Here is a 22874-nt window from a genome sequence, read left to right on the forward strand (position 1 = left end):
GGCGGACGACCACCCATCAGTCGGCTTGCCGCCTGACAACGACGTGTCAGGTCACGACAGTTAGTCCGCGATCTTGAGGCTGAGGAATTCCGGGGCCCGGATCACCCAGCGCAGCATGAAGGCGATGAACACGGGCATGTCGCCGGCCTTCTCGTCGCGGTAGACCTCGGGTGCGGTGAGCCGGTACCGATGGCGCCGGGCCTCCAATTCGCATCCGTCCGCGGCCAGCACATTGCGGACCCAATCGGCCTGCGAGCCGTAGGTCAGGGCGATGACGAAACCGCCCGGCCGTCGAAAGGCCCACAGCGGTGTCCGGAAGGTCCGGCCGGACTTGCGTCCGCGGTGGATGACGACTGCCCAACCCGGCGCCCACGGGGCGATGAACCGGGTGAGCTGATTCAGCCCGAATTTGTTGGCGTAGGCGACCCATCGTGGAGCGGGCATCGTATAACTCCTCAGTTGTGGAATTAATGATTCGAGCGTAGACCTGGCCCGATCGAGAAGTCAACGGTTGTAGAATTTCGGAATTATGCCGCCCCGTGGACGACGGCCGGGACAGCCCGGCACCCGTGAGGAGTTGGTGGCCACCGCCCGGCGGATGTTCGCCGAAGGCGGCTACGACAAGACCTCGCTGCGCGACATCGCGGCCGCCGCGGCCGTGGACCCGGCCCTGATCCGGCACTACTTCGGCAGCAAGGCCGAGCTGTTCCGGGCCACCGTGGGCTGGCCGTTCGACCCCGCACAGTTCAGCGGGCGAATTCTCGACGACGGCCCGGCCGGCCTGGCCGAACGGCTGACCCGGGCCTTCTTCGAGCTGTGGGAACAGCCCGACACCCGTGCGCCCCTGCTGGCCATCCTGCGTGGTGCGGCCACCCACGAGGAATCCGCCGCCCTGGTCCGCCAGTTCATCGAGCAGCGGCTCTACCCGCAGATCGCCACCGCACTCACCGGTGCCGACGCCGCACTGCGGGTGGACCTGGCCATGGGCCAACTACTCGGTATCGCCTACCTGCGCCACATCCTGCGGATCGAGCCGATCGCAACGCAGTCGACCGAGGAGCTGATCGCCCGTGCGGTGCCCGCGGTACGCGTGCACCTGGGAGAGGGCGGGTGACTACTCGCTGACCGAGGGCAGGGGGATGACCGCGGTCACCGTGGTGCCCGCACCCGGTCGCGACCGGATGTGCAGCCGGCCGCCGACGATCTCGGCCCGCTCGGCCATCGACAACAACCCGTAGCCGCCCATCTCGTCACTGCCCAGCGGATGCTCGAACGTGTCGAACCCCTTGCCGTCGTCGACGATCTCGAGCCGGGCGACACCGTCGTCGACGGCGAAGGTGAGCCGGGCCCGGTCCGCCTCGGCATGTTTGACCACGTTCTGCAGGCATTCCTGGGCGATCCGGTACAGGGCCAACTCGATGTGGTCGGGCACCCGGGTCTCGGCGAGGTCGACATCGATCTCCACCCGTGGGATCGACCGGGCCAGGCTGGCCAGCCCGCCGGACAGTCCGAGGTCGTCGAGCACGGGCGGCCGCAGCCCGCTGATCGCGGCCCGCGCCTCCTGGAGCGTGAGGGCGACCAGTTCTCGTGCGGCGGCCAACTGCTCGGCCACCGCCTGCGGCTCGACCGCGCGCGCTGCGGCGTCGAGCCGGTAGGACAGCGTCACCAACCGCTGCGAGATGCCGTCGTGAATGTCGCCGGCCAACCGGCGCCGCTCGAGTTCCTGCGCCTCGATCACCTGCTCGACGAAATTCTCGTGCGCCCGCTCGCGGGCCACCAGCTGGCGGTGCAGCCGGGCCTGGTGCAATGCCCCGGCGATCAGCCGGCCGATCACCAGCAGCAACTCCACGTCGCGCGGGGTGAACTCGCGGCGGTCGACGGTGTGCACGTTGAGCACTCCGACGAGCCCGCCCGGCCCGGTCTCCATCGGGACCGACACCATGGAGGTGAAATCACGCCCGCGTAGCGACTCGAACGGCTTGTAGCGGGGATCGGATTCCTTGTCGTGGCTGATCACCACGGGCTGGCGGTGGTCGGCCACCCAACCGGAGATGCCCTGCCCGAGGGGGAGCCGGATCTTGCCGATCTCGGCATCGAACGGCGGCGTGGCCCCGGCCAGGGTCAGGGCGCGTTCCGAATCGTCGAGTACGTGGACGAAGCACACGTCGGTGGCGGTGGCCTCGGTGATCATCCGGGCTGCCGCGGCGGCCAGCGGTTCCACACCCGGGCCGCTGGACGCGGCCCGGATGAGTTCGCGCAGCAGGGCCAGTTCGCGGTCGGCGGTGAGGTCGATCGGGCCGAGTTCACGTGCGGGTTTGTCGGTCATTGGTAGATGCCTTCACGCAGTGCCGTCGCCACCGCGCCCGCCCGGTCGCTGACCCCGAGCTTGCGATAGATGGAGCGCAAATGGGTCTTCACGGTTTCCTCGCCGATCACGAGCTTGTTGGCGATCCCGCGGTTGGACAGGCCTGCGACGACGAAGGACAGGATCTCGCTCTCGCGCTGGGTCAGCCCCTGCCGGACCCCCGGCCAGAACTCGTCGCGCTGCAGCCGCGCCGCGGTACCGGCCGCGCGGGCCGCCATGCCCGGATCGATCGCGGTCTGGCCGCTGTGGGCGAATTCGAGCTGACGCACCAGTTCGTCACTGCTGATGCTCTTGAGCAGATACCCCGAGGCGCCCACCCGCAGCGCCTGGAACAGGTATTGCTCGTCGTCGTAGACCGACAACATGACCACCTTGCGGTCGGGATCCCGCTCCCGCAGCACCCGGCACAGGTCCAGCCCGCTGGAACCCTCCATCCGCACGTCACACAGCACGATGTCGGGGTTGAGCGTCTCGATCACGCTCAGGGCACGCTCGGCGCCCACGGCCTGGCCGACCACCTCGACCCGGTCGTTGAACGCAGCAAGCATGGCCTTGAGACCCTCGATGACCATCTCATGGTCGTCGACCAGCACAAGGCGCACTGGATTGGAGGGCGCCATGGCATCACCCTAGAGGTGGTGACGGGCTGGGTAGATGAACTTGACCGGCCCAATCCCCCCTACGGGGGACGCGCCACCTGTGTGACGTAGGCCACTCTCATGTGGTGCCCTCACTACAAGAGAAGTCATGGCGTGCCGGACGGTTCTGGTGGGACTGTCCGCAGACCGAAGCCCCTGCCCATCCGCTACGTGCGGTGGTCTTCGACCTCGACGCACTGTCGGACCTCGACCTGGAGGGGCATCGCGTCGTCTTCAACGCGGCCTTCGCTGCGCACGGTCTGCCCATCCAGTGGAGCGTCGGCCGGTATCAGCAGCTTCTCGCGCTGCACGACGAGCGTCAGCGGGTCACCGCCGAACTGCGTAAGCGGTGCGTCGGCACGGAGTGCGATGTGCTCACCGAGGTGCTCGCCGACGAGATCTGCATGACCAAGGACATGATGTTCGACGAGATGATCCTCGAGGCCGGCCTGACGCCCCGGCCTGGTCTCGATGATCTGGTGAACGACGCGTTCCTGGCCGGTCTGCCGGTCGCGGTCGTTGCCGCGGGCCGTCGGCGCTGGGCCGAACCCCTGGTGCGCCAGCTCGTCGGTGAAGGCCTGGTGGAAACCGTCGTCACCACCGATGACGTGAGCGCCACCGGGGCCGAGCTGTACCGGCACGCCCTGGCCGAACTGGGAGTGGCGGGCCACGACGCGTTGGCCATGGCCGGCTCTGCCGCGGGCCTGCGTGCCGCCAACGGCGCCGGGATGGCCAGCGTCCTCATCGACCCCGACGCCGGTGCCGGTTCGTACGCCGCGGTTGCGGTGCGGCCGGACTTCGTCGGCGCCGACGCGCTGCGCCTGCCGGTGTGCCAGCGCCTGCACAGCCAGTGGTGGGCTCAGCGCAGCCCGTCAGCCGCGTAGATCTCGCCGCGCATCCGCGTTCGTAACGTGGTGGCGGCCAAACGCGGTTTTTTCCGCCATGGCGTTACGAACGCGATGATGTCGGTGGGCGCGGGCACACTTTTCCCGCATGGTGGAACCGTTCATCGGCAGTGAGGCGATTGCGGCCGGAGGCCTGACCCGCCACGACCTGCGCGCCCGGTTCACCGCCGTGCACCACGACATCTATGTCCCGCGGGGGACTCGGCCTACCGCGGTACTGCGCGCCAAAGCAGCCTGGCTGCGATCACGGCGGCGGGGAGTGCTGGCCGGGTACTCCGCGGCGGCGCTGCACGGAGCCCGTTGGATCGATGCGGGGCTGCCCGCCAACATTCTCGACACCAATCGGCGGCCGACCCGGGGAGTCGTGGCGTGGGCCGACGTGATCGAGAATGACGACATCTGCCGAATCGGCGACATCAGATTGACCACCCCGGTTCGTACCGCGGTGGATCTGGCGTGCCGACTGCCAGAAGACGCCGCCGTGGCAGCGATCGATGCGCTGGCTCGCGCCACTCGCCTGAAAGTCGCAGACATCGAACTGGCCGCGCAGCGGCACAGCGGACGCAAAGGCATCAAACAGGCACTCGCGAGCATTGCCCTGGTCGACCCTGGAGCGGAATCTCCGAAGGAAACGTGGTTGCGGCTGTTGGTTGTTCGCGCGGGCTATCCGCCGCCGCAGACGCAGCACCCGATCTACAACGAGTACGGCGCGTTGATCGGGGAGGTCGACACTGCGTGGCCTGAGTTGAAGATCGCCATGGAGTATGAAGGCCTGCACCACACCGATCCTGATGTCCTCCGCAAGGACATCGCCCGAATCGACGAAATGATCGAGATGGGCTGGATCGTCATTCGGGTCACCTGCCGCGACGGCGAAGCGAATGTTCTCGGTCGGTTGGCCAAGGCCTGGGCTTCGCGTTCGTAACGTGGTGGCGGCGGAACGCGAATTCTGGCGCCACCACATTACGAACGCGAAGACGAATCAGCTGCGCAGCGTCTCGATGACCGCGCTGAAATCCTTGTCCGCGTGGTCGACGGCGAACTTCGCATAGATCTCGGCGGCGTGCGTGCCAAGCGGAGCCGACGAACCCGTGGACTCCACGGCGGCCATCGCCAGGCCCAAGTCCTTGTTCATCAGCGCGGTGGCGAACCCCGGCTTGAAATCGTTGTTGGCCGGGGACGTGGGCACCGGGCCGGGCACCGGGCAGTTCGTGTGCGCGGCCCAGCAGTTGCCGGTCGCGCCCGTGATCACGTCGAACAGCGCCTGCTTGTCCAGGCCCAACTTCTCGGCCAGCACGAACGCCTCACCGACGGCGATCTGCTGCACCGCCAGCACCATGTTGTTGCACACCTTGGCGGCCTGGCCGGCGCCGGTGGCACCGCAGTGAATGATCTTGCCCGCCATGGGATCCAGCACCGCGCGGCCACGCTCGACCGCCTCGTCCTCGCCGCCGACCATGAAGGCCAGCGTGCCCGCCACCGCGCCCTTGACCCCGCCGGAGACCGGGGCGTCGAGCTGGGCGAAGCCGTGCTCCAGTGCAACCTTGTGCACCTCGCGGGCATCGTCGACCGAGATCGTCGAGCTGTCGATGAACAGTGCCCCCTCGGCGGCGGCAGGCAGCACCTCGGCGTAGCAGCTCTTCACCAACGCGCCGTTGGGCAGCATGGTGATCACCACGTCAGCACCGGCAACGGCCTCTGCGCCGGTGGCGAACACGTTGACGCCGTTGGCCTTTGCCGCCTCTTGCGCGGCGGGAACCGGATCGAAGCCGCGCACGGTGTGCCCGGCGGTCACCAGGTTGGCGGCCATCGGCCCGCCCATGTTGCCCAGCCCCAAGAACGCGATCGTGCTCACTCAAGTCTCCCTATCCGGTGGCGCGGGCCCGGGCCGATTCGGATCGGCCGATGACCACGCGCATGATTTCGTTGGTTCCCTCAAGAATGCGGTGCACCCGCAGATCCCGGACGATTTTCTCCAGACCGTACTCGCGCAGATACCCGTAGCCGCCGTGCAACTGCAGCGCCTGATCGGCCACCTCGTAGCACGTGTCGGTGACGTACCGCTTGGCCATCGCACACAACGTGACCTTGTCGGGGTGGTTGGCATCCAGCGCGGAGGCCGCCCGCCACAACATGTTTCGTGACGTCTCCAGGCCGGTGGCCATATCGGCGAGGGTGAACCGGATGGTCGGCTCGTCGAGAAGAGCCCCGCCGAACGCCTGGCGGTCGGCCAGATAGCCCAGTGCCTTGTCGTAGGCGGCCTGTGCTCCGCCGAGCGAGCAGGCGGCGATGTTGATCCGCCCGCCGTTCAGTCCGTTCATCGCGATCCCGAAACCGGTGCCCTCGGTGCTGCCCAGCAGGGCCTCGGCCGGAACCCGGACACCCTCGAAGATCACCTGAGCGGTGGGCTGGGCATTCCAGCCCATCTTCTGCTCCTGTGCGCCGAAACTCAGCCCCGCCGCGTCCTTTTCGACGACGAACGCGGAAATGCCCTTGGGGCCGTCGGCGCCGGTGCGGGCCATCACCACGTACACATCGGAACTGCCCGCACCGGAGATGAACTGCTTGACCCCGTCGAGGACGTAATCGCTGCCGTCGCGGACCGCTCTGGTCCGCAGCGCCGCGGCGTCCGAGCCGGCACCCGGTTCGGTGAGGCAGTAGCTGGCGATGGCCTCCATCGACGCCAGCCTGGGCACCCAGGTCTTGCGCTGCTCCTCGGTACCGAAGCTGTCCACCATCCAGGCGCACATGTTGTGGATGGACAGGAACGCCGCCAGGGTGGGGTCGGCCTCGGCGAGGGCGGTGAAGATGCGCACCGCATCCAGTCGGCGCAGCCCGCTGCCTCCCGCGTCCTCACCGCAGTAGATGGCGCCCATGCCGAGTTCGGCCGCCTCGCGCAATACGTCGGTGGGGAAGTGATGGGTCTCATCCCATTCCAACGCGTATGGCGCGATGCGCTTCTCGGCGAACGCGGCCGCCGTCTCGGCGATCACGCGTTCGTCTTCGTCCAGGTCGTGCAGATTCACCGGTGTGCTACTTCATGGTCGGGATGACGAACTCGGCGCCATCCTTGATGCCCGACGGCCACCGCTCCGTGACGGTCTTGGTCTTGGTGTAGAACAGGATCGAATGCGGCCCGTGCTGGTTGAGATCGCCGAATCCGGACCGCTTCCAGCCACCGAACGTGTGGTAGGCCACCGGAACCGGGATCGGCACGTTGACGCCGACCATGCCGACCTGCACGCGGGAGACGAAGTCGCGCGCGGCATCCCCGTCACGGGTGAAGATCGCGACGCCGTTGCCGTACTCGTGCTCGGACGGCAGCTTGAGGGCTTCCTCGTAGTCGTGGGCCCGGACGATGCACAACACGGGACCGAAGATCTCGTCGGTGTAGATCGACATGTCGGTGGTGACGTTGTCGAACAGGGTCGGGCCGATGAAGTAGCCGCTCTCGAGGCTGGCGTCACCGAAGGTCAGCTCGTTGCTCGCACGCTCGCGGCCGTCGACCACGAGTTCGGCGCCGGCCTCGACACCCTGGCCGATGTAGTCGCGCACCCGCTCGAGGGCCGCGCCGGTGACCAGTGGCCCGTAGTCCGCCTTGGGATCGAGGCTGTGTCCGACCCGCAGCTGATTGACCCGCTCGACGAGCCTGGCGCGCAACCGGTTCGCGGTGTCTTCGCCGACCGGCACCGCGACGCTGATGGCCATGCAGCGCTCACCGGCGCTGCCGTAGCCGGCGCCGATCAACGCGTCGACGGCCTGGTCCAGATCGGCATCGGGCATCACGATCATGTGGTTCTTGGCGCCGCCGAAGCACTGTGCGCGCTTGCCGTGCGCCGCTGCGCCCGAGTAGATGTACTGCGCGATGTCGGAGCTGCCGACGAAACCGACCGCCTTGATGTCGGGGTGCTCGAGGATCGCGTCGACGGCTTCCTTGTCGCCCTGCACGACCTGGAACACGCCGGCCGGCAGACCGGCCTCGATGAACAGCTCGGCCAGCCGCAGCGGAACCGAGGGATCACGCTCGGAAGGCTTGAGCACGAACGCATTTCCGCACGCCAGCGCGGGGCCGGCCTTCCACAGGGGGATCATCGCCGGGAAGTTGAACGGGGTGATGCCCGCGACCACGCCCAGCGGCTGGCGGATGGAGTACACGTCGATGCCGGTGCCCGCGCCCTCGGTGAACTCACCCTTGAGCAGGTGGGGGATGCCGACCGAGAACTCGATGACCTCAAGGCCGCGCTGGATGTCGCCCAGTGAGTCGGCGACGGTCTTGCCGTGCTCCAGGGAGAGCAGCTCGGCGAGCTCATCGGAATTCTGGTTCACCAGCTCGATGAACTTCATCAGCACCCGGGCGCGGCGCTGCGGGTTGTAGGCGGCCCATTCTCTCTGGGCCTCGACGGCGCCGGCCACCGCGGCGTCGATGTCGGCGACCGAGGCCAGGACCACCTGTGCCTGCACCTCGCCGGTGCTGGGGTTGAGCACGTCGGCGGTGCGGGTCGACCCGGCGGTGGTGCGCTTGCCGTTGATGAAGTGGGGGATCTGAGTGGTCATGGCGTTCCGTCCAAAGAGAGATGCGCGATGCGGAATTTTGATTCAGCAGTGGAGCCCGGGGATTACCCGAGATACTTGCATATCCTAGTAATCGGTCAGAGCTCTTGGCAAGGGGTCGACGGGAATCGGCAACAGCGGGGATGTTCTCTCTGCGGACCCGTTTGCGGACCCGTGTAGTCAGGGCAATCGCGCGGCTGGCACCGACGGGAACGATCGTTGTTGTCGGGGCTGCTCAAGCGGGTCGTTTGGCCGGTGCGGGTTTGAGTTCGACCACCACTTTGTGCAGTTCGCCGGTGAACCGGAACGGCACATCGTAATCGTGGTTGAGCGGGGTACCGCTGTCCTCGCCGACGTCGAACGTCTCGTCGGCCGACACTCGAACCGGGATCGTCCTGTCGATGCGGCCCTGGGCCACCTGGGCGTTGTCGACGAAGACCGTCGCCATCCCACCGCTGCCGGGATCTCCGCCGTCGTAAGCGAAGTCCACCCGGACGTCGTGCTTGCCCGGAGTCAGGGCAGCCGGTGCCTCGACCCTGTATTTGTGCTCGGGGTAGTGCGAAGCGGCAGAGGCGAATACGGGCTTTCCCTTGAGCAGATACAGCGCGTTGCCACCGAACCAGCCGCCCTGGGTCATGAGGATGCCCTCGGCGCCGCCGGGCGGTATGGTGACCGTCCCGGTGATCGAGTAGGACGTGTTCTTCATGTTCGGGGCCATGCCCTCGGTGATGCGGGTGACTCCGTCGAAGTACGTGTACACATTGCGGCCGGCGTTGTGCTGGGGCCGGTTTTCGGGACTCAACCGCTCGAGATAGCGGTCATCGAGCGGAAACACCTTGTTCTTCTCTGCCTCGCCGAGGAACAGCTTCCGCAACTCCTCCAGCTTCTCGGGGTTGTCCTTGGCCACGTTCTTGGACTGGGTGAAGTCGTCATTCAGGTTGTACAGCTGCCACTCGTATTCCTCGAACGGGTCCGGGTTGGTCGGTCCGCGGCCCTGCCAGGGCAGCCGTTTGGGTGCGGTGTTGGCCATCCAGCCGTCGTGGTAGATGCCCTGATTGGCGATGACCTCGAAGTACTGCGTGGTGTGGTGCTCGGGTGCGTCGGCCTTCTCCATCGAGGGGATCAGACTGGCGCCGTTGAGCGGCACCTGCTCGATCCCGTCGATCGAGGTCGGCATCGGCAGGTTGGCGGCCTCCAGGATGGTCGGCACGACGTCGGTGATGTGGGTGAACTGGGACCGCAGGCCGCCGGGATCCTTGATGCCCTTCGGGTAGGAGATCACCATCGAGGTGCGGCTGCCGCCCAGATGTGAGGCGATCTTTTTGTCCCACTGGTACGGCGAGTTCATCGCGTGGGCCCAGCCGTGCGAGAAGTGGTTCTGCATCCACATGCCGCCGAACTGGTCGATGTTCTGCACCATGAAGTCGTCGCGGTCGTCGATGCCGTTGCCCAACGTGACTATTTCGCTGGTCATGCCGCGGCCCGAGGGATCCTCCGCGCTGGAGCCGTTGTCGCCCTGGATGTAGATGATCAGGGTGTTGTCGAGCTCGCCCATCTCCGCGATGGCGTCCACGACGCGACCGACCTGGTGGTCGCAGTGCGACAACGCCGCGGCGTAGCACTCCATCTGCCGGGCGCACACCCGCTTCATGTCGGGCGACAGATCGTCCCAGCGCTTGTAGTCCGCGGGCGTCGGGTTGAGTACGGCATCGGGCGGGATGACGCCGAGTTCCTTTTGCTTCTCGTACGTCATCTCCCGCTGGCGGTCCCAGCCGTGGTCGAACTTGCCCTTGAACTTGTCGAGCCATTCCTGCGGGGCGTGGTGCGGAGCATGGGCGGTTCCGGGGGTGTAGTACGCGAAGAACGGCTTGTCCGGGTTGACGGCCTTCTGCATGCGCATCCAGTGGATGGCCTTGTCCGCCAGATCGGCGTCGAGGTGGTAGGTGTCCTCGCGGCCCAGATACGGATCCACCGGCAGGTTGTTCTCGTAGATCGCCGGGCGGAACTGATGCGCGTCGGCGCCCAGGAAGACATAGGAGTACTCGAACCCGAGCCCGGATGGCCACAGGTTGAACGGGCCGGCCGGGGTGGTCAGCCAGTCCGGCACGTTGTGGTTCTTACCAAACCATGCTGTGCCGTAACCATTTCCGGTCAGCACCTCGCCGAGCGTGCCGACGCTGCGCGACACGATGCTGTGATAGCCGGGGAACGGGGTGGAGAACTCCATGATGATGCCGGTGGACGCCACATGGTGGTTACGGCCCGTCAACAGCGCTGCCCGCGACGGCGAGCACAAGGCTGTTGTGTGAAAGCGGTTGTAGCGCAGCCCGTTCTCGGCCAGACGTGCATAAGTCGGGGTGGGGATCGGGCCGCCGAACACCTCCGAAGCGCCGAATCCGACGTCATCGGTCATCACCAACAGGATGTTCGGTGCGCCCTCTGGGGCGGCCACTTCCTTGGGCCATTCGATCGGGTCCGACCCCTTCACCGTGCGGTCGATCTTGCCGACCTTCTGGTACGGCTCGATCGGCAGCTTGCTGCGATCCGGCCATTCACCTGACGGTGGCTCTCCCGGTGTCTGGCCCGGCCCAGGGCCGCCTTGGTTCTCGCATGCGGCCAGCAGCGCAACGGCTGCCGACCCTCCGATTCCCAGGACCGCCAGACGGCTCAGTGCCGCGCGCCTGGACAGGCCCCGCCGACGCTCGGACACCACCGCCTCGACGCTGTCGGATTCCTCAGGGCCGCCGTTCGAAGGTCTTTGCGCCATGTGCTTCGAGGGTAGACGCCGAAATCGGCGCCCGCGTGGATAACTGGTTCCTGATCTGGGCCGGCGGGTGGCGTGGTTCAGGCGGACTGGATGTTGCGCCACCGCAAGGGCGGTGCGCCGTACCGGCGCTGGAACGCACGGCTGAACGCGGAATCGGATGTGTAGCCGACGGCTTGCCCGATCCTGCTGACCGAGGTGGTGGTCGAGCGGAGCAGGTCCGCGGCACGGTCGAGCCGACGCTCCGTGACATAGGCGGCCGGGGACTGCCCGAACAGGCGGGTGAACCGTTCGGCGAACGTGGACCGCGAATGTCGTGCGAGGTCGGCGAGTTCGGCGACCGACCATGGATGTGCCGGATCGTTGTGCACAGCGGTGAGCACCGGACCCAGTTGGGGATCCATCGCCGCGGTGAGCCAGCCCGGCGCCGCATCGGCGGACCTGGACCACTCCCGCAGGGCGTGGATGAACAACAGGTCGAGAATCCGGGAGATCATCACTCTCGCGCCCGGCCGGGGTTCCGTGGTCTCGGCTAGCAACAGCTGCAGGCTCAGCGGCAGCCACTCGTGGCCAGGCGTGTCGGCCCGGATCATGATCGCAGGCGGCAGCACCGACAACAGCGGGTCGGCAACCGCGCTGTCGACGGCGAAGATTCCACTGAGCCAGTGCGGCGAGTCCGGATCCTCCTGCCCGGCACCAGGATTGCGGTCACGTCCGGACAGCGGTCGGGCAGCGGCGCTATCGCCGTGGGAGATGCTGTGCGTGTCGCCGCGGGCCAGCAATGCCATGTCGCCGGCGTTCATCGGCAGGGTCCGGTCGTCCGATGTGCAGCGTGAGTCCGCCGGTCTCGGCGATGTGCAGTACCCGGGCTGCGGCCGGAACGGTCACGTGGAAAGGTGTGGCGGGCGACCACCGCGTCACGGCGTCCCCGCGGAGGCGCACGGTGCGCAGGATCTCCGACAAGGCGTCCGAACCAGCTGGGCTGGAGGGCGTCAGACCCAGAGGATCGGCTAACTTTTCCGGCGAATCGATCATGGCTGTTGCCTCATCCTCCAAATATGGTGGAACCGTCACGGGTGGTCAACGCCTGGGGTTCCGAGACCGAGGAGGGTCCGAAGATGACCGACAAGCCGGCAGTCGTTCTGGTGCACGGGTTTTGGGGTGGAGCGGCGCACTGGGCGAAGGTGATCGTGGAACTGCGCAAGCGCGGCTACGACAAGCTGTATGCGGTGGAGAACCCGCTGACGTCCCTGCAGGACGACACGCACCGCACGCAGCAAATGGTCAAGCAGGTCGACGGGCCCGTGCTGCTGGTCGGTCATTCGTACGGTGGGGCGGTCATCACGGAAGCGGGGGATCTGCCCAATGTGGTCGGGCTGGTCTACGTCGCGGCGTTCGCGCCCGACGCGGGGGAGAGCCCCGGCCAGATCAGTGAGCAACAACCACCGGCGGCGTTCGACAACATCGCGCCCGACTCGGATGGCTACCTGTGGATCAAGCAGGACAAATTCTCCGAGAGCTTCGCCCAGGATCTGCCCGACGACGAGACCCTGGTGATGGCGGTGACCCAGAAGGCGCCGCTCGGTTCGACCTTCGGTGACGCCGTGTCCACCCCGGCCTGGAAGAGCAAGCCCGTCTGGTATCAGGTGTCGACCGAGGACCGCATGATCCACCCCGACAACGAGCGCCGGATGGCGCAGCGGATGAACCCCCGCAAGATCATCGAACTCGACGCGAGCCACGCGTCGTTGGCGTCCCAGCCCACCGCGATTGCGGATCTGATCGACGAGGCGGTGGCCGAATTCGGCGGCTAGCCGAGCGGCTCGGCCGGGCCCGCATGGGCGGACTGCACCGCGCCGATGCTCGCGACGGTGACCAGGGCGACGCCCAGATAACCCAGTAGGCCGATCTGCTGGCCGAGCACCACGAGCCCGGCCAGCGCGGCGGTGACCGGGGACAGGCAGGTCAGCACCGCGAAGGTGGCAGGCGTGAGGCGGCGCAGGGAGATCAACTCCAACGAGTACGGGATCACCGAGGACAACACCCCGACCGCCGCGCCCACCCCGAGCACGCGCCAGTCGAGTGCGTCCAGGTGCACCGAGGTCACCGCGAACGGGGCGACGACGAGGGCGCCCATGACCGTGGCCAACGCCAGACCGTCGACACGACGGAACTCCGCGGCGGTCCGCGCCGACGCCAGGATGTAGCCGGCCCAGGCCACGCCCGCGGCGGCAGCGAAGGCGAATCCGGTGGCCTCGAAGTGTCCGCCGCCCCCATGCGGCAGACCCAGCATCGCGACCCCGGCGAAGGCCAGCACGGCCCACAGCCACGCGACCCGGCGCGTACTCGTCACCACCGAAAGGATCAGCGGGCCGAGGGCTTCGATGGTCACCGCGATGCCGAGCGGAATCCGGTCGATGGCGAGGTAGAAGCAGAAGTTCATCGTGCCCAACGTCACAGCGAGTGCGATCGCCGCGCCCCATGCCTGTCGCGTCAGGCCCCGCACCGACGGGCGGGCCGCCGCGCACAGGATGACGCCGGCGACCGCGAAGCGGGCGAACAACGCCCCCACGGTGCCGACCGCGGCGAACAAACCGACCGCGAATGCCGCGCCCACCTCCTGGCTGACCGCGGCGACCACCACCAGCAGCGCGGCCCCGAGCGGGGCGCGGGTGGTCAACCCGCCACCGTCACACCGTCACCGTCACCGGCAGCTGAGCACCCGTGGCCAGTTCGGCATAGCCCCGCATCAGCCGTAGCGCGGTGGCGCGGTCGAGGTCCGGGTCCCGCGCCACGATGCGGTACCCGAGATAGTCCTCCATCGCCATGAGCGTCATGGCGATATCGCGTGCCGGTGAGGCCAGCGTGAAAGTTCCTGCAGTGGAGCCTGTTTCGAGGATGCGAACGTAGAGGCTCACCTGTCGGTGATAGATGTGCTGGATGTCGTGGCGTTGGTTGAGTACGAAGCCGGCGGCCAGCACGGCCCGCCAGATCGCCCGCCACTCGACGTCCTCCGGTCCCGACGGCAACCCGGCGGCGATCATGAACGCGATCTGATCCCGGGCATCTTCGGTGCGTTCCACCACGGTGAGCCGGTCATCGTAGAACTTGCTGTCCGAGCGCTGCGCGAGCGCCGAGAGCAGTTGGTCCGTCTCCCGGAAGTAGTAGCGCACGGCGTTGGGGGTCAGATTGAGCTCAGCGGCGACGTCGGCGATCCGGAACGTCGTCAGATCCTTGCGCTCGATCAACGCGATCGTGGCGTCGAGGATCTCTTCACGTCGTTGAGCCTGTCGGTTCGGCCGTCCCACGGGTCCCATCCTTCACGACTTCGTCACTTTAGTTGACGCCGGTGGTTACCCGCCGCCATTATTTTCCAATCCTGAAAAGAATTTGGCCACAACTTTCCGGAGGACGCATGCTGGACTGCTCCTCTCGGCGTCCGCGCGCCCGCGACATCGGCGTCGTGATCGGCGAGCATCCCACGGGCCCGAACAACGCCATCACCGATGTGGCCGGCGTACGTGTCGGGCACACCACGATCCAGCGGCCCGGACCCAACCCGGTCAACACCGGCGTCACCGTCGTGATCCCACACCCCGAGATCTTCACCGAGCCGGTGTTCGCCGGTGCGCACCGGCTCAACGGCAGCGGCGAGCTCACCGGACTGGAGTGGATACGCGAGTCCGGCGAACTGACCACACCCATCGGCCTGACCAACACCCACAGCGTCGGCGTCGTCCGCGACACACTGGTCCAGGCCCAGGTGCAGGCCCGCGGTGACGGGCTCTACTGGTCCCTGCCGGTTGTGGGCGAGACATACGACGGGCTGCTCAACGACATCAACGGCCACCACGTCCGCCCCGAACACGTGGGCGCCGCACTGGCCGACGCCACGGGCGGCCCGGTCGCCGAGGGCAACGTCGGCGGCGGGACCGGCATGATCTGCCACGGCTTCAAGGGCGGGATCGGAACCGCGTCGCGGGTCACCGAGACCGTGGCCGGTCCCTACACCGTCGGCGTGCTGGTGCAGGCGAATCATGGCCGGCGGGAACGTCTTCGGGTCAACGGGGTGCCCGTCGGCGAGATGGTCGGCCCCGAGCTGGTGCCGACCCCGAACCTTCCGATCCCGTATCCGGCGGGGTCCGGCTCGATCATCGTCGTGATCGCCACCGATGCGCCGTTGCTGCCGCACCAGTGCACCCGGCTCGCGCAACGCTCGGCCCTGGCCGTCGGCCGGGTCGGCGGAACGGGTGAGCAGTACAGCGGTGACCTGATGCTGGCCTTCTCCACCGGCAACCGGGGGATCCCGCCGTACGGCTGGGACGAGAACCCCGACGCCAACCGCCCCGAGATCGCGGTGCGCATGGTCGCGCCACAGCTGATGACCAGGCTGTTCGACCTGGCCATCGAGGCCACCGAGGAAGCCATCGTCAACGCGCTGGTGGCCGCCGAGACCCTGACCGGCCGGGGCGGGTTGACCGCCCATGCGCTCGACCACAAGCTGCTGCACTCGGCGCTGGTGCTGGAAGGTCATTGACCTAGGTCGGCGGGGCCGCACGGCCGGGGGAGGAACAGCGACCAGCACATGTTCGGAGGCTGCCAGGGATACGGCGGCGGCGGGTTGTCGCCTTCCCACACAGTGGACGAGACGTTGCCCTGACCGCTGTTGACGTAGTGGTAGCTGTGGCAGACGTTCCAGTCCCAGTTCGGCCGGGCGTCCGCCGGCGAATTGAACCCGCCGCCGTACCCGCCCGGTTCATCGCCGGGACACCACTGGTACGGCCCGGCGGCCTGGGCCGCACCCGATCCGAGGGCCAGACCGGCCAGCGCCAGGCCGCCTGATACGAGCAACGTCGTCGCCAATCGCGAGGCTCGGTTCATGGTGGTCTCGTTTCGTCGGGCGCGAGTCGCGCTGATGCGCCCATCGTCGCCCCGCCGGGCGACCCCGTATGCAGTAGCGGACTACCTCATTCAGCGCTGGACGCGGGCGCGCAACTCGTCGGCGAACGCACGGGTGTCGTCCCACGTCGGCAACAGCCCCGCAGCCCGGACCTGCCCCAGCGTCGGGGCGGCCGCGTCCCGGTCGGACAGCACCGGCTCGCCCTCGATCGGCCAGTCGATCCCCAGGCCGGTGGCCAAGATCGTGTGCTCCCGATCCGGGCTGTACGGCGCCGAACACAGGTACATCACCGTCGAGCCGTCCTGCAGCGACAGGAACGCGTGACCGAGACCCTCGGACAGATACACCGAACGCCGGTCCTGGTCGTCGAGCAGCACCGAGTCCCACTGTCCGAAAGTCGGGGAGCCCACCCGGATGTCGACCACCACGTCGAGTACGGCCCCGCGCACGCACGTCACGTACTTGGCCTGGCTGGGCGGCAGTTGAGCGAAATGCACGCCGCGCAGCACTCCGGCCGCCGACACCGAGCAGTTGGCCTGTCGCATGTCGAAGCGGTGGCCGGTCATCTCGGCGAACCCGGCCTCGGTGAACCATTCGAAGAACATGCCGCGCGCATCGCCGTGCAGCTTGGGCGTGATCTCCCACGCGCCGGGGATGGTCAGCTCGCGCGCGGTCACTGGCCACGCTCCGCATAAGCGCCTTCTACGGCCTCTTTCAAAGGACCCCACCAGGATTCGTTGTCGCGGTACCAGTCGATGGTGGCCTGCAGGCCCTCGTCGAAATCGGTGTGCTTCGGTGCCCAGCCCAGTTCGTCGTGCAGGGCCGACGGGTCGATGGCGTAGCGCAGGTCATGCCCGGCCCGGTCGGTGACATGGTCGAAGTCGTCCGGGTCGCGGCCCATCAGTCGCAGCAGGGTGCGCATCACCGTGAGGTTGTTGCGCTCGCATTCGGCGCCGATCAAGTAGGTCTGCCCGCTGCGGCCGTTGGCGAGAATCTCCCACACCGCCCGGTTGTGGTCATCGACATGGATCCAGTCACGGACATTCGCGCCCGCGCCGTACAGCTTGGGACGCCGGCCGGTGAGGATGTTGGTGATCTGGCGCGGGATGAACTTCTCGACGTGCTGATACGGGCCGTAGTTGTTGGAGCAGTTCGAAATCGTCGCGCGCACACCGTAAGAGCGCACCCAAGCCCGTACCAGCAGGTCGGCAGCGGCCTTGGTGGACGAGTACGGGCTCGACGGGTTGTACGGCGTTCCCGGGGTGAACCGGGCCGGGCTGTCGAGCTCGAGATCGCCGTACACCTCGTCGGTGGAGATGTGGTGCAACCGGACCCCGTGTGCGCGGACCGCCTCCAGCACTGCGAAAGTGCCGATGACGTTGCTGTGCAGGAACGGCTGCGGATTCGCCACCGAGTTGTCGACGTGGGTCTCGGCCGCGAAGTGCACGACGGCGTCGGCCTCGCCGACCAGCCGGTGCACCAGCCCGGCGTCGGCGACGTCGCCCTGCACCAGCCGAATCTGGTCGGCCACCGGTGCCAGGGATTCCTGGCTGCCCGCGTACGTCATCGCGTCGAGCACGGTCACCGATGTGGTGAGTGCCTCCCGTAGCGCGAGATGCACGAAGTTCGCGCCGATGAACCCGGCGCCGCCGGTGACCAGTAGCCGCATGGGTCAACCCTAATGGGCAAACCCCTCAGCTTTTGAGACCCAGCGGCCCGGCCAGCTCCGTCAACGTCGGGATCAGCTTGTCAGCGCCGCCGAGTACCTGGATCGCGACGTGGTCGGCGCCGTTGGCGACATGTTGCTGCAAACGCGCCGCGATGGCGTCTGCCGTGCCATGCGCGACGACCGCGTCGATCAGTTTGTCGCTGCCGGGCTTGGTGATGTCGTCTTCGGTGAAACCGAGCCGGCGCCAGTTGTTCAGGTAATTGCTCAGATTCAGATAGAAGTCGACCGTGTCGCGTCCGATGGCCCGGGAGGCCTTGGCATCGGTGCTCAGCACCACCTTGTGCTCGGGCGCGAGGAACACCGACTCGCCGATCACGTCGCGGGCATGCGCGGTGTGCTCGGGCGTCGTGAGGTAGGGGTGCGCGCCGGCGCTGCGCTGCGCCGAGAGCTTGAGCACCTTGTCGCCCAGCGCGGCGATCACCAGACGGCTGGTCGGTACTTTGGCCGCGTCCAGCACGTCGAGGTATTCGACCAGTGCCTCGTACGGCTTGCGGTATTCGCCGGTGTGCTCGGGATGTCCCACCCCGATGCCGAGCAGGAACCGGCCCGGGTAGGCCGCCTCGATGCGGTGGAACGATTCGGCGACCGCGTTGGCATCGGCCGTCCAGATGTTGACGATGCCGGTGGCCAGCTGCAGCGTCTCGGTGCGCTCGAGAATGGGTTCGGCGAACGCGAGGTCGGCTGCCGGAGAACCGCCCACCCACAGCCCGCCGTAACCGAGCTTCTCGATCTCGACGGCCTGCTCCGGTTGCACCGCCCCGAACGTCCACACCCCGTAACGACCCAGATCCGGCTTGAGCGAGAGCGATTCGGTCATTTGAGAGTCCTTGTCTGTGGTCCTCTAAGCCAGGCCGAGCGGCCCGGCGAGTTCAGCCAGTGCGGGTACCAGTTTGTCGGGTGAGGTCAGCACTTGTACAGGCACGTGGTCGGCGCCGGCATCGCGATGCTGCCGCAGCCGGGCGGCCACCTCGTCCACTGTGCCGTACGCGACGACGGCGTCGATGAACCGGTCGCTGCCCGGTTTGGCCAGATCCTCGTCGGTGAAGCCGAGCCGCTTGAAGTTGTTGAGGTAGTTGCTCAGTCCGAGGTAGATGTCGAGTGCCTTGCGGCCCAGGGCGCGTGCCTTCTCGGTGTCGGTGGTGAGCACCGCCTTGTGCTCGGGAGCCAGAAACGCGTCGGGACCGATCAGCTCGCGTGCCTGCGCGGTGTGTTCCGGTGTGGTGAGGTACGGGTGCGCACCCGCCGAGCGGGCCGCCGACAGTTGCAGCACCTTGGGGCCCAGAGCGGCCACGACCCGACGGTGCTCGGGAACGCCGTACTCATCGAGCTTGTCGAGGTAATCGGTGAGCGCGTCGAGCGGCTTGCGGTACTCGCCGATGGCCTCGCGGTGGCCGACCCCGATGCCGAGCAGGAACCGGCCCGGGTAGGCCGCCTCGATGCGGTGGAACGACTCGGCGACCGGGCCCGCGGCCGCACTCCAGATGTTCACGATGCCGGTGGCCAGCTGCAGGGTATCGGTGGCGGCCAGGATCGGATCGATCCACTCGAGCTCGGCGGGTGGCGATCCGCCGGCCCAGATCGCGCCGTAGCCCAGTCCTTCGATGTCTCGCAGCTGCTGCGGCGACAGTTGCTGGAACTGCGAGTAATGGCCGAACGCGCCGTATGTGCCGAGATCGGGCTTGCCGCCCGTTGTGGTCTGGGTCATGAACGTCTCAACGGGGGTGCACGCGGGGGCTATTCCGGGTGAATCACGCTGATTCTGGATCTGGCCGGGCGTTTACTCGGCCGCTTCGGTCTCCGCGGCCTGGGTTTCGGGCGCGGGGGCCTGCAAGGGCAGCAGCACGATGAAGCGGGTGTCGCCGGGCTTGGACTGCACCCGCAGATCGCCGTGGTGCTTTTCCACCACGATGCGCCAGGCCAGGTCCAGGCCGAGACCGGTGCCCTCGCCGAACGGCTTGGTGGTGAAGAACGGCGTGAAGATGCGGTTGATGTCCTCGGCGGGGATACCCGGCCCGTCGTCGCAGATCTCCACCCGGATCATCTCGTCGGTCTCGCGGGAGGTGCGCAGGGTCAGCGTGCCGTGGCCGCCCATCGCCTGGATGGCGTTGTCGATGATATTGGTCCACACCTGATTGAGATCGCCCGGGTAGCAATGTAATTCGGGCAGGGATTTGTCCAGTTCCTTGCACAGGCTGACCGGCTTGTCCTTGCCGATCTTGTCGCCGAACATCATCAGCGTGCTGCGCAGCCCTTCGTGGACGTCGGCACTTTGATAGGAGCCGCGGTCCATCTGTGAGTACTGCTTGGCGCCGGCCAATAGCGCCGAGATCCGCTTGCTCGCCTCGGCGATCTCATTCATCCGCAGCTCGGTGTCGATGGTGTATTTCAGCCAACCGAGGGCCGCCTGCAGGGTGGCCGAGGCCTCCCCGTCCTTGAGTGCATCATCGACGGACGCCGAGATGCGTTCCAGCCAGTCGATGTCGAGACCGGCCTCGACGAACGTCGGGGCGTAATCCCAGGCGAACGCGATGTCGTGGTCCTCGAGCCAGTCGCCCATCTCGTCTTCGCGGTCGGATGTCTCCAACGCGGTGAGCTCCAGCCCCTTGTGCTTGGCGACCTGTTCGGCGACCTCGTCTTGAATGGTCACCAGCATCCGCAGCGCCTGTGGGGTGAACTTGCCGTCGGCCAGCATCGCCAGCTTGTGCCGCATCTTGCCGACGCCTTCGCGCAGGTCGGCCACGGCGCGGGCGGTGGCGGCCGCCGGGTTGTTGAGCTGATGGGTCAGGCCGGCGGTGATGTTTCCGAGGGCCAGCAGCTTCTCGCGCTGACCGATGATCTGGCTCTGGCGCCGGCCGCCGACCTTGTGGCCCTCCAGCAGATGCACCGCCATCGGGAACTGGGACTGCATGAACCCCGCGAACGCATTGGCGTCCAGCACGAACACCCGTGACGGCTTCGTCAGGCGTACCGACGCCTCGTAGACGTGTTCCTCGCCGGGGATGTAGGCCGACCAGGCGCCGAAGTAGACACCCCGCATCGAGGTGCGGTTGGTCTGGATGTCGACGCCGCCGGAGCGTTTCGACATCACCAGCTCACCGTCGAGCATCACGTAGAAGCACGTGGCCGGATCGCCTTCGGTGACGATCGGTCCGGCCGGGAACGTCTCGATGCTGCCGGCCTGGCACAACGTGTCGAGTTGCGCGTCGGAAAGGTGCTCGAACAGGAACAGTGTCCGTAGTTCGTCCCGCACGCAGGTCTCGCCCATATCCGTCCTCAACTCCTCAGGCCTTGCCGGCCGTCACGCTTCTGCCAGGTATCGGTGCACGAGCATCACAGCCATCGACCCTTCGCCGACGGCGGCAGCCACCCGCTTGGCGGACTCGGCACGCACATCTCCTGCAACAAACACACCGGGCACACTTGTTTCCAGGTGATGCGGCGGACGTTCCAGGCTCCAGCCGCACACGTCGCGCAGATCCGGGCCGGCCAGGATGAACCCGTGGTCGTCACGGGCCACCACGCCGTCGAGCCAGTCGGTGCGCGGGGTGGCGCCGATGAAGCAGCACAGCCGCGAAGCACGCACGTCCTCGTGCTCGCCGGACTGCCGGTCCACCAACTCCAGGCCCACCAGGTGGTCGTCCTCACCGACGGCACCGACCACCTCGGTGCAGGTGCGCACGAAGATGTTGGGCGTCTGCTCGATCTGCTGGATCAGGTAGTACGACATCGACGCTTCCAGCGACGGTCCGCGCACCAGCAGCGTCACCGACTTGGCCTCGCGCGACATGAACATCGCGGCCTGCCCGGCCGAGTTGGCGCCGCCGACGATGTACACGTCCTCACCGCGACATTCGGAGGCGTCCGACACCGAGGCGCCGTAGTACACACCCCGGCCGACGAAGTTGTTCGGATTGTCGGGATCGGCGAAGCACCCGGGCACCGGGAGCTGGCGGTACTCGACGCCGGTGGCCAGGATGACCGCGCGGGCGCCGATGGTCTCGCCGTCGGCGAAGGTGATGGTGCGGGCCGCGCCCGCGATGTCGAGGGCGACGGCTTCGCGGGTGGTGATCACCTCGGCGCCGAACCGCTCGGCCTGTCTGCGGGCCGACGTGGCCAGTTCGGCGCCCGACACCCCGGTCGGGAAGCCGAGGTAGTTCTCGATCCGGGAACTGCGGCCGGCCTGTCCGCCGGTCGTGGTGCCCTCGATCAGCACTGTGCGCAGCCCCTCGGAAGCTCCGTACACCGCGGCGGCCAGACCCGCCGGGCCACCGCCGATCACCGCGAGGTCGTACATGGTCAGCGACGGCGTCGTCGAGAGCCCCAGCATGTCGGCGAGCTCGCCGTCACTGGGTTCGACCAGGGTCTCGCCGCCCTCGGTGATCACCACCGGCAGCTGCAGACCGTCCAGGCCGGCGGCGTCCAGGAGCTGACGGCCGACGGGCTCGTCGGTGGTGAACGCGCGGAACGTGTGCTGGTTGCGGGCCAGGAACTGGCGCACCTCCCAGGACCGCGAGCTCCACTGGTGCCCGATGACCTTGGTGTGCGGGATGGCGCGGTCGCCGACGGCGTGCCAGGCCTCAAGCAGGCCGTCGACCACCGGGTAGAGCTTCTCCTCGGGCGGATCCCACGGCTTGAGCAGGTAGTGGTCGAGGTCGACGACGTTGATGGCGTCGATCGCCGCGGTGGTGTCGGCGTACGCCGTCAACAGCACGCGCCGGGCCATCGGGTACAGATCCATCGCCGATTCGAGGAACTCGATGCCGCTCATCTGCGGCATCCGGTAGTCGGCGACGAACACCGCGACGGTGTCGCCGCGCAGCTTCAGCTCGTTGAGGGTCTCCAGGGCGTCCGGGCCGGATTCGGCACGCACGATCCGGTAGCGCTCGCCGTAGTGGCGGCGCAGATCGCGTGCGACAGCGCGCGAGACCGCAGGATCGTCGTCGACGGTCAGGATCACGGGTTTACGGGGCTGGGAGGCGGGGCCAGTCATCGCTACCAATTATGCGCCCCGCCGCCAGCAGT

General features: G+C 67.4%; 21 protein-coding genes and 1 pseudogene. 5 read left to right on the plus strand and 17 right to left on the minus strand.

Translation table 11 applies throughout. From position 1 onward, the window contains the following. Window positions 1-60: 60 nt before the first annotated feature. Window positions 61-444, minus strand: coding sequence for a nitroreductase family deazaflavin-dependent oxidoreductase (locus tag TX88_RS09060; RefSeq protein WP_044516221.1), 384 nt, complete (start codon window positions 442-444; stop codon window positions 61-63). Window positions 445-529: 85 nt separating this feature from the next. Here TX88_RS09060 and TX88_RS09065 point away from each other — a divergent pair, with 85 nt between their 5' ends. After that, window positions 530-1114, plus strand: a complete 585-nt coding sequence (locus TX88_RS09065) for a TetR/AcrR family transcriptional regulator (RefSeq protein ID WP_044516223.1) — start codon at window positions 530-532, stop codon at window positions 1112-1114. On the opposite strand, the gene TX88_RS09070 is transcribed toward TX88_RS09065, so the two are convergent. Then, complete coding sequence (locus TX88_RS09070) at window positions 1115-2326, minus strand: GAF domain-containing sensor histidine kinase (protein ID WP_044516224.1); 1212 nt, start codon at window positions 2324-2326, stop codon at window positions 1115-1117. It lies immediately after the preceding gene. Beyond that, window positions 2323-2985, minus strand: coding sequence for a response regulator (locus TX88_RS09075; protein ID WP_044516225.1), 663 nt, complete (start codon window positions 2983-2985; stop codon window positions 2323-2325). Before TX88_RS09075 ends, TX88_RS09070 begins: the two co-directional genes overlap by 4 nt. Before the next feature lie 104 nt (window positions 2986-3089). Between TX88_RS09075 and TX88_RS09080 the strand changes: the two genes are divergently transcribed. Further along, entirely contained in the window at window positions 3090-3887 is a 798-nt protein-coding gene (locus TX88_RS09080; RefSeq protein WP_044519231.1) for an HAD family hydrolase, read from the plus strand. A gap of 109 nt (window positions 3888-3996) precedes the next feature. Beyond that, the gene (locus tag TX88_RS09085; RefSeq protein ID WP_044516227.1) at window positions 3997-4833 is read left to right on the plus strand and encodes a hypothetical protein; all 837 of its coding nucleotides are present in this window, start codon (window positions 3997-3999) and stop codon (window positions 4831-4833) included. 57 nt (window positions 4834-4890) lie between these two features. Here the strand turns inward: TX88_RS09085 and mmsB are convergent, their stop codons facing one another. From mmsB to TX88_RS09110, 5 genes and pseudogenes are all read right to left on the minus strand, one after another. Then, window positions 4891-5763: a 3-hydroxyisobutyrate dehydrogenase gene (gene mmsB / locus TX88_RS09090; protein ID WP_044516228.1), complete on the minus strand. Its 873-nt coding sequence runs from the start codon at window positions 5761-5763 to the stop codon at window positions 4891-4893. Window positions 5764-5773: 10 nt separating this feature from the next. Further along, window positions 5774-6934: an acyl-CoA dehydrogenase family protein gene (locus TX88_RS09095; RefSeq protein WP_044516229.1), complete on the minus strand. Its 1161-nt coding sequence runs from the start codon at window positions 6932-6934 to the stop codon at window positions 5774-5776. 7 nt (window positions 6935-6941) lie between these two features. After that, window positions 6942-8462, minus strand: coding sequence for a CoA-acylating methylmalonate-semialdehyde dehydrogenase (locus TX88_RS09100; RefSeq protein ID WP_044516231.1), 1521 nt, complete (start codon window positions 8460-8462; stop codon window positions 6942-6944). 232 nt (window positions 8463-8694) lie between these two features. Beyond that, window positions 8695-11226: an arylsulfatase gene (locus TX88_RS09105; protein ID WP_084621843.1), complete on the minus strand. Its 2532-nt coding sequence runs from the start codon at window positions 11224-11226 to the stop codon at window positions 8695-8697. 77 nt (window positions 11227-11303) lie between these two features. Beyond that, window positions 11304-12258, minus strand: a pseudogene (locus tag TX88_RS09110) (cupin domain-containing protein). 83 nt (window positions 12259-12341) lie between these two features. Between TX88_RS09110 and TX88_RS09115 the strand changes: the two are divergent. Beyond that, complete coding sequence (locus TX88_RS09115; protein ID WP_044519233.1) at window positions 12342-13037, plus strand: alpha/beta hydrolase; 696 nt, start codon at window positions 12342-12344, stop codon at window positions 13035-13037. On the opposite strand, the gene TX88_RS09120 is transcribed toward TX88_RS09115, so the two are convergent. Together TX88_RS09120 and TX88_RS09125 are read right to left on the minus strand one after the other, a co-directional pair. Continuing rightward, window positions 13034-13903, minus strand: a complete 870-nt coding sequence (locus tag TX88_RS09120; protein WP_084621844.1) for an EamA family transporter — start codon at window positions 13901-13903, stop codon at window positions 13034-13036. The two genes, TX88_RS09115 and TX88_RS09120, sit on opposite strands and share 4 nt — an antisense overlap. A 10-nt stretch (window positions 13904-13913) precedes the next feature. Continuing rightward, complete coding sequence (locus tag TX88_RS09125) at window positions 13914-14540, minus strand: TetR/AcrR family transcriptional regulator (RefSeq protein ID WP_044516232.1); 627 nt, start codon at window positions 14538-14540, stop codon at window positions 13914-13916. Between the two features lie 98 nt (window positions 14541-14638). Between TX88_RS09125 and TX88_RS09130 the strand changes: the two genes are divergently transcribed. Beyond that, on the plus strand, window positions 14639-15760 hold the full coding sequence (locus TX88_RS09130; RefSeq protein ID WP_044516234.1) for a DmpA family aminopeptidase: 1122 nt from the start codon (window positions 14639-14641) through the stop codon (window positions 15758-15760). Here TX88_RS09130 and TX88_RS09135 read toward each other — a convergent pair. The 7 genes from TX88_RS09135 to TX88_RS09165 form a co-directional block, all read right to left on the minus strand. Continuing rightward, complete coding sequence (locus TX88_RS09135; protein WP_049924882.1) at window positions 15754-16104, minus strand: hypothetical protein; 351 nt, start codon at window positions 16102-16104, stop codon at window positions 15754-15756. The two genes, TX88_RS09130 and TX88_RS09135, sit on opposite strands and share 7 nt — an antisense overlap. 90 nt (window positions 16105-16194) lie before the next feature. Continuing rightward, window positions 16195-16800, minus strand: coding sequence for a dTDP-4-dehydrorhamnose 3,5-epimerase family protein (locus tag TX88_RS09140; protein WP_044516235.1), 606 nt, complete (start codon window positions 16798-16800; stop codon window positions 16195-16197). Next, a complete protein-coding gene (gene rfbB / locus TX88_RS09145; RefSeq protein ID WP_044516237.1) occupies window positions 16797-17792 on the minus strand; it encodes a dTDP-glucose 4,6-dehydratase in 996 nt (331 codons plus the stop codon). Before rfbB ends, TX88_RS09140 begins: the two co-directional genes overlap by 4 nt. A gap of 25 nt (window positions 17793-17817) precedes the next feature. Beyond that, entirely contained in the window at window positions 17818-18669 is an 852-nt protein-coding gene (locus TX88_RS09150) for an LLM class F420-dependent oxidoreductase (protein ID WP_044516238.1), read from the minus strand. A gap of 24 nt (window positions 18670-18693) precedes the next feature. After that, the gene (locus TX88_RS09155; RefSeq protein WP_044516240.1) at window positions 18694-19557 is read right to left on the minus strand and encodes an LLM class F420-dependent oxidoreductase; all 864 of its coding nucleotides are present in this window, start codon (window positions 19555-19557) and stop codon (window positions 18694-18696) included. Window positions 19558-19629: 72 nt separating this feature from the next. Further along, entirely contained in the window at window positions 19630-21117 is a 1488-nt protein-coding gene (locus TX88_RS09160; protein WP_044516241.1) for an ATP-binding protein, read from the minus strand. A gap of 33 nt (window positions 21118-21150) precedes the next feature. After that, entirely contained in the window at window positions 21151-22842 is a 1692-nt protein-coding gene (locus TX88_RS09165) for an NAD(P)/FAD-dependent oxidoreductase (protein WP_044516243.1), read from the minus strand. Window positions 22843-22874 lie beyond the last annotated feature (32 nt).

The sequence above is a fragment of the Mycolicibacterium septicum DSM 44393 genome (assembly GCF_000455325.1).
Taxonomy (GTDB): Bacteria; Actinomycetota; Actinomycetes; order Mycobacteriales; family Mycobacteriaceae; genus Mycobacterium; species Mycobacterium septicum.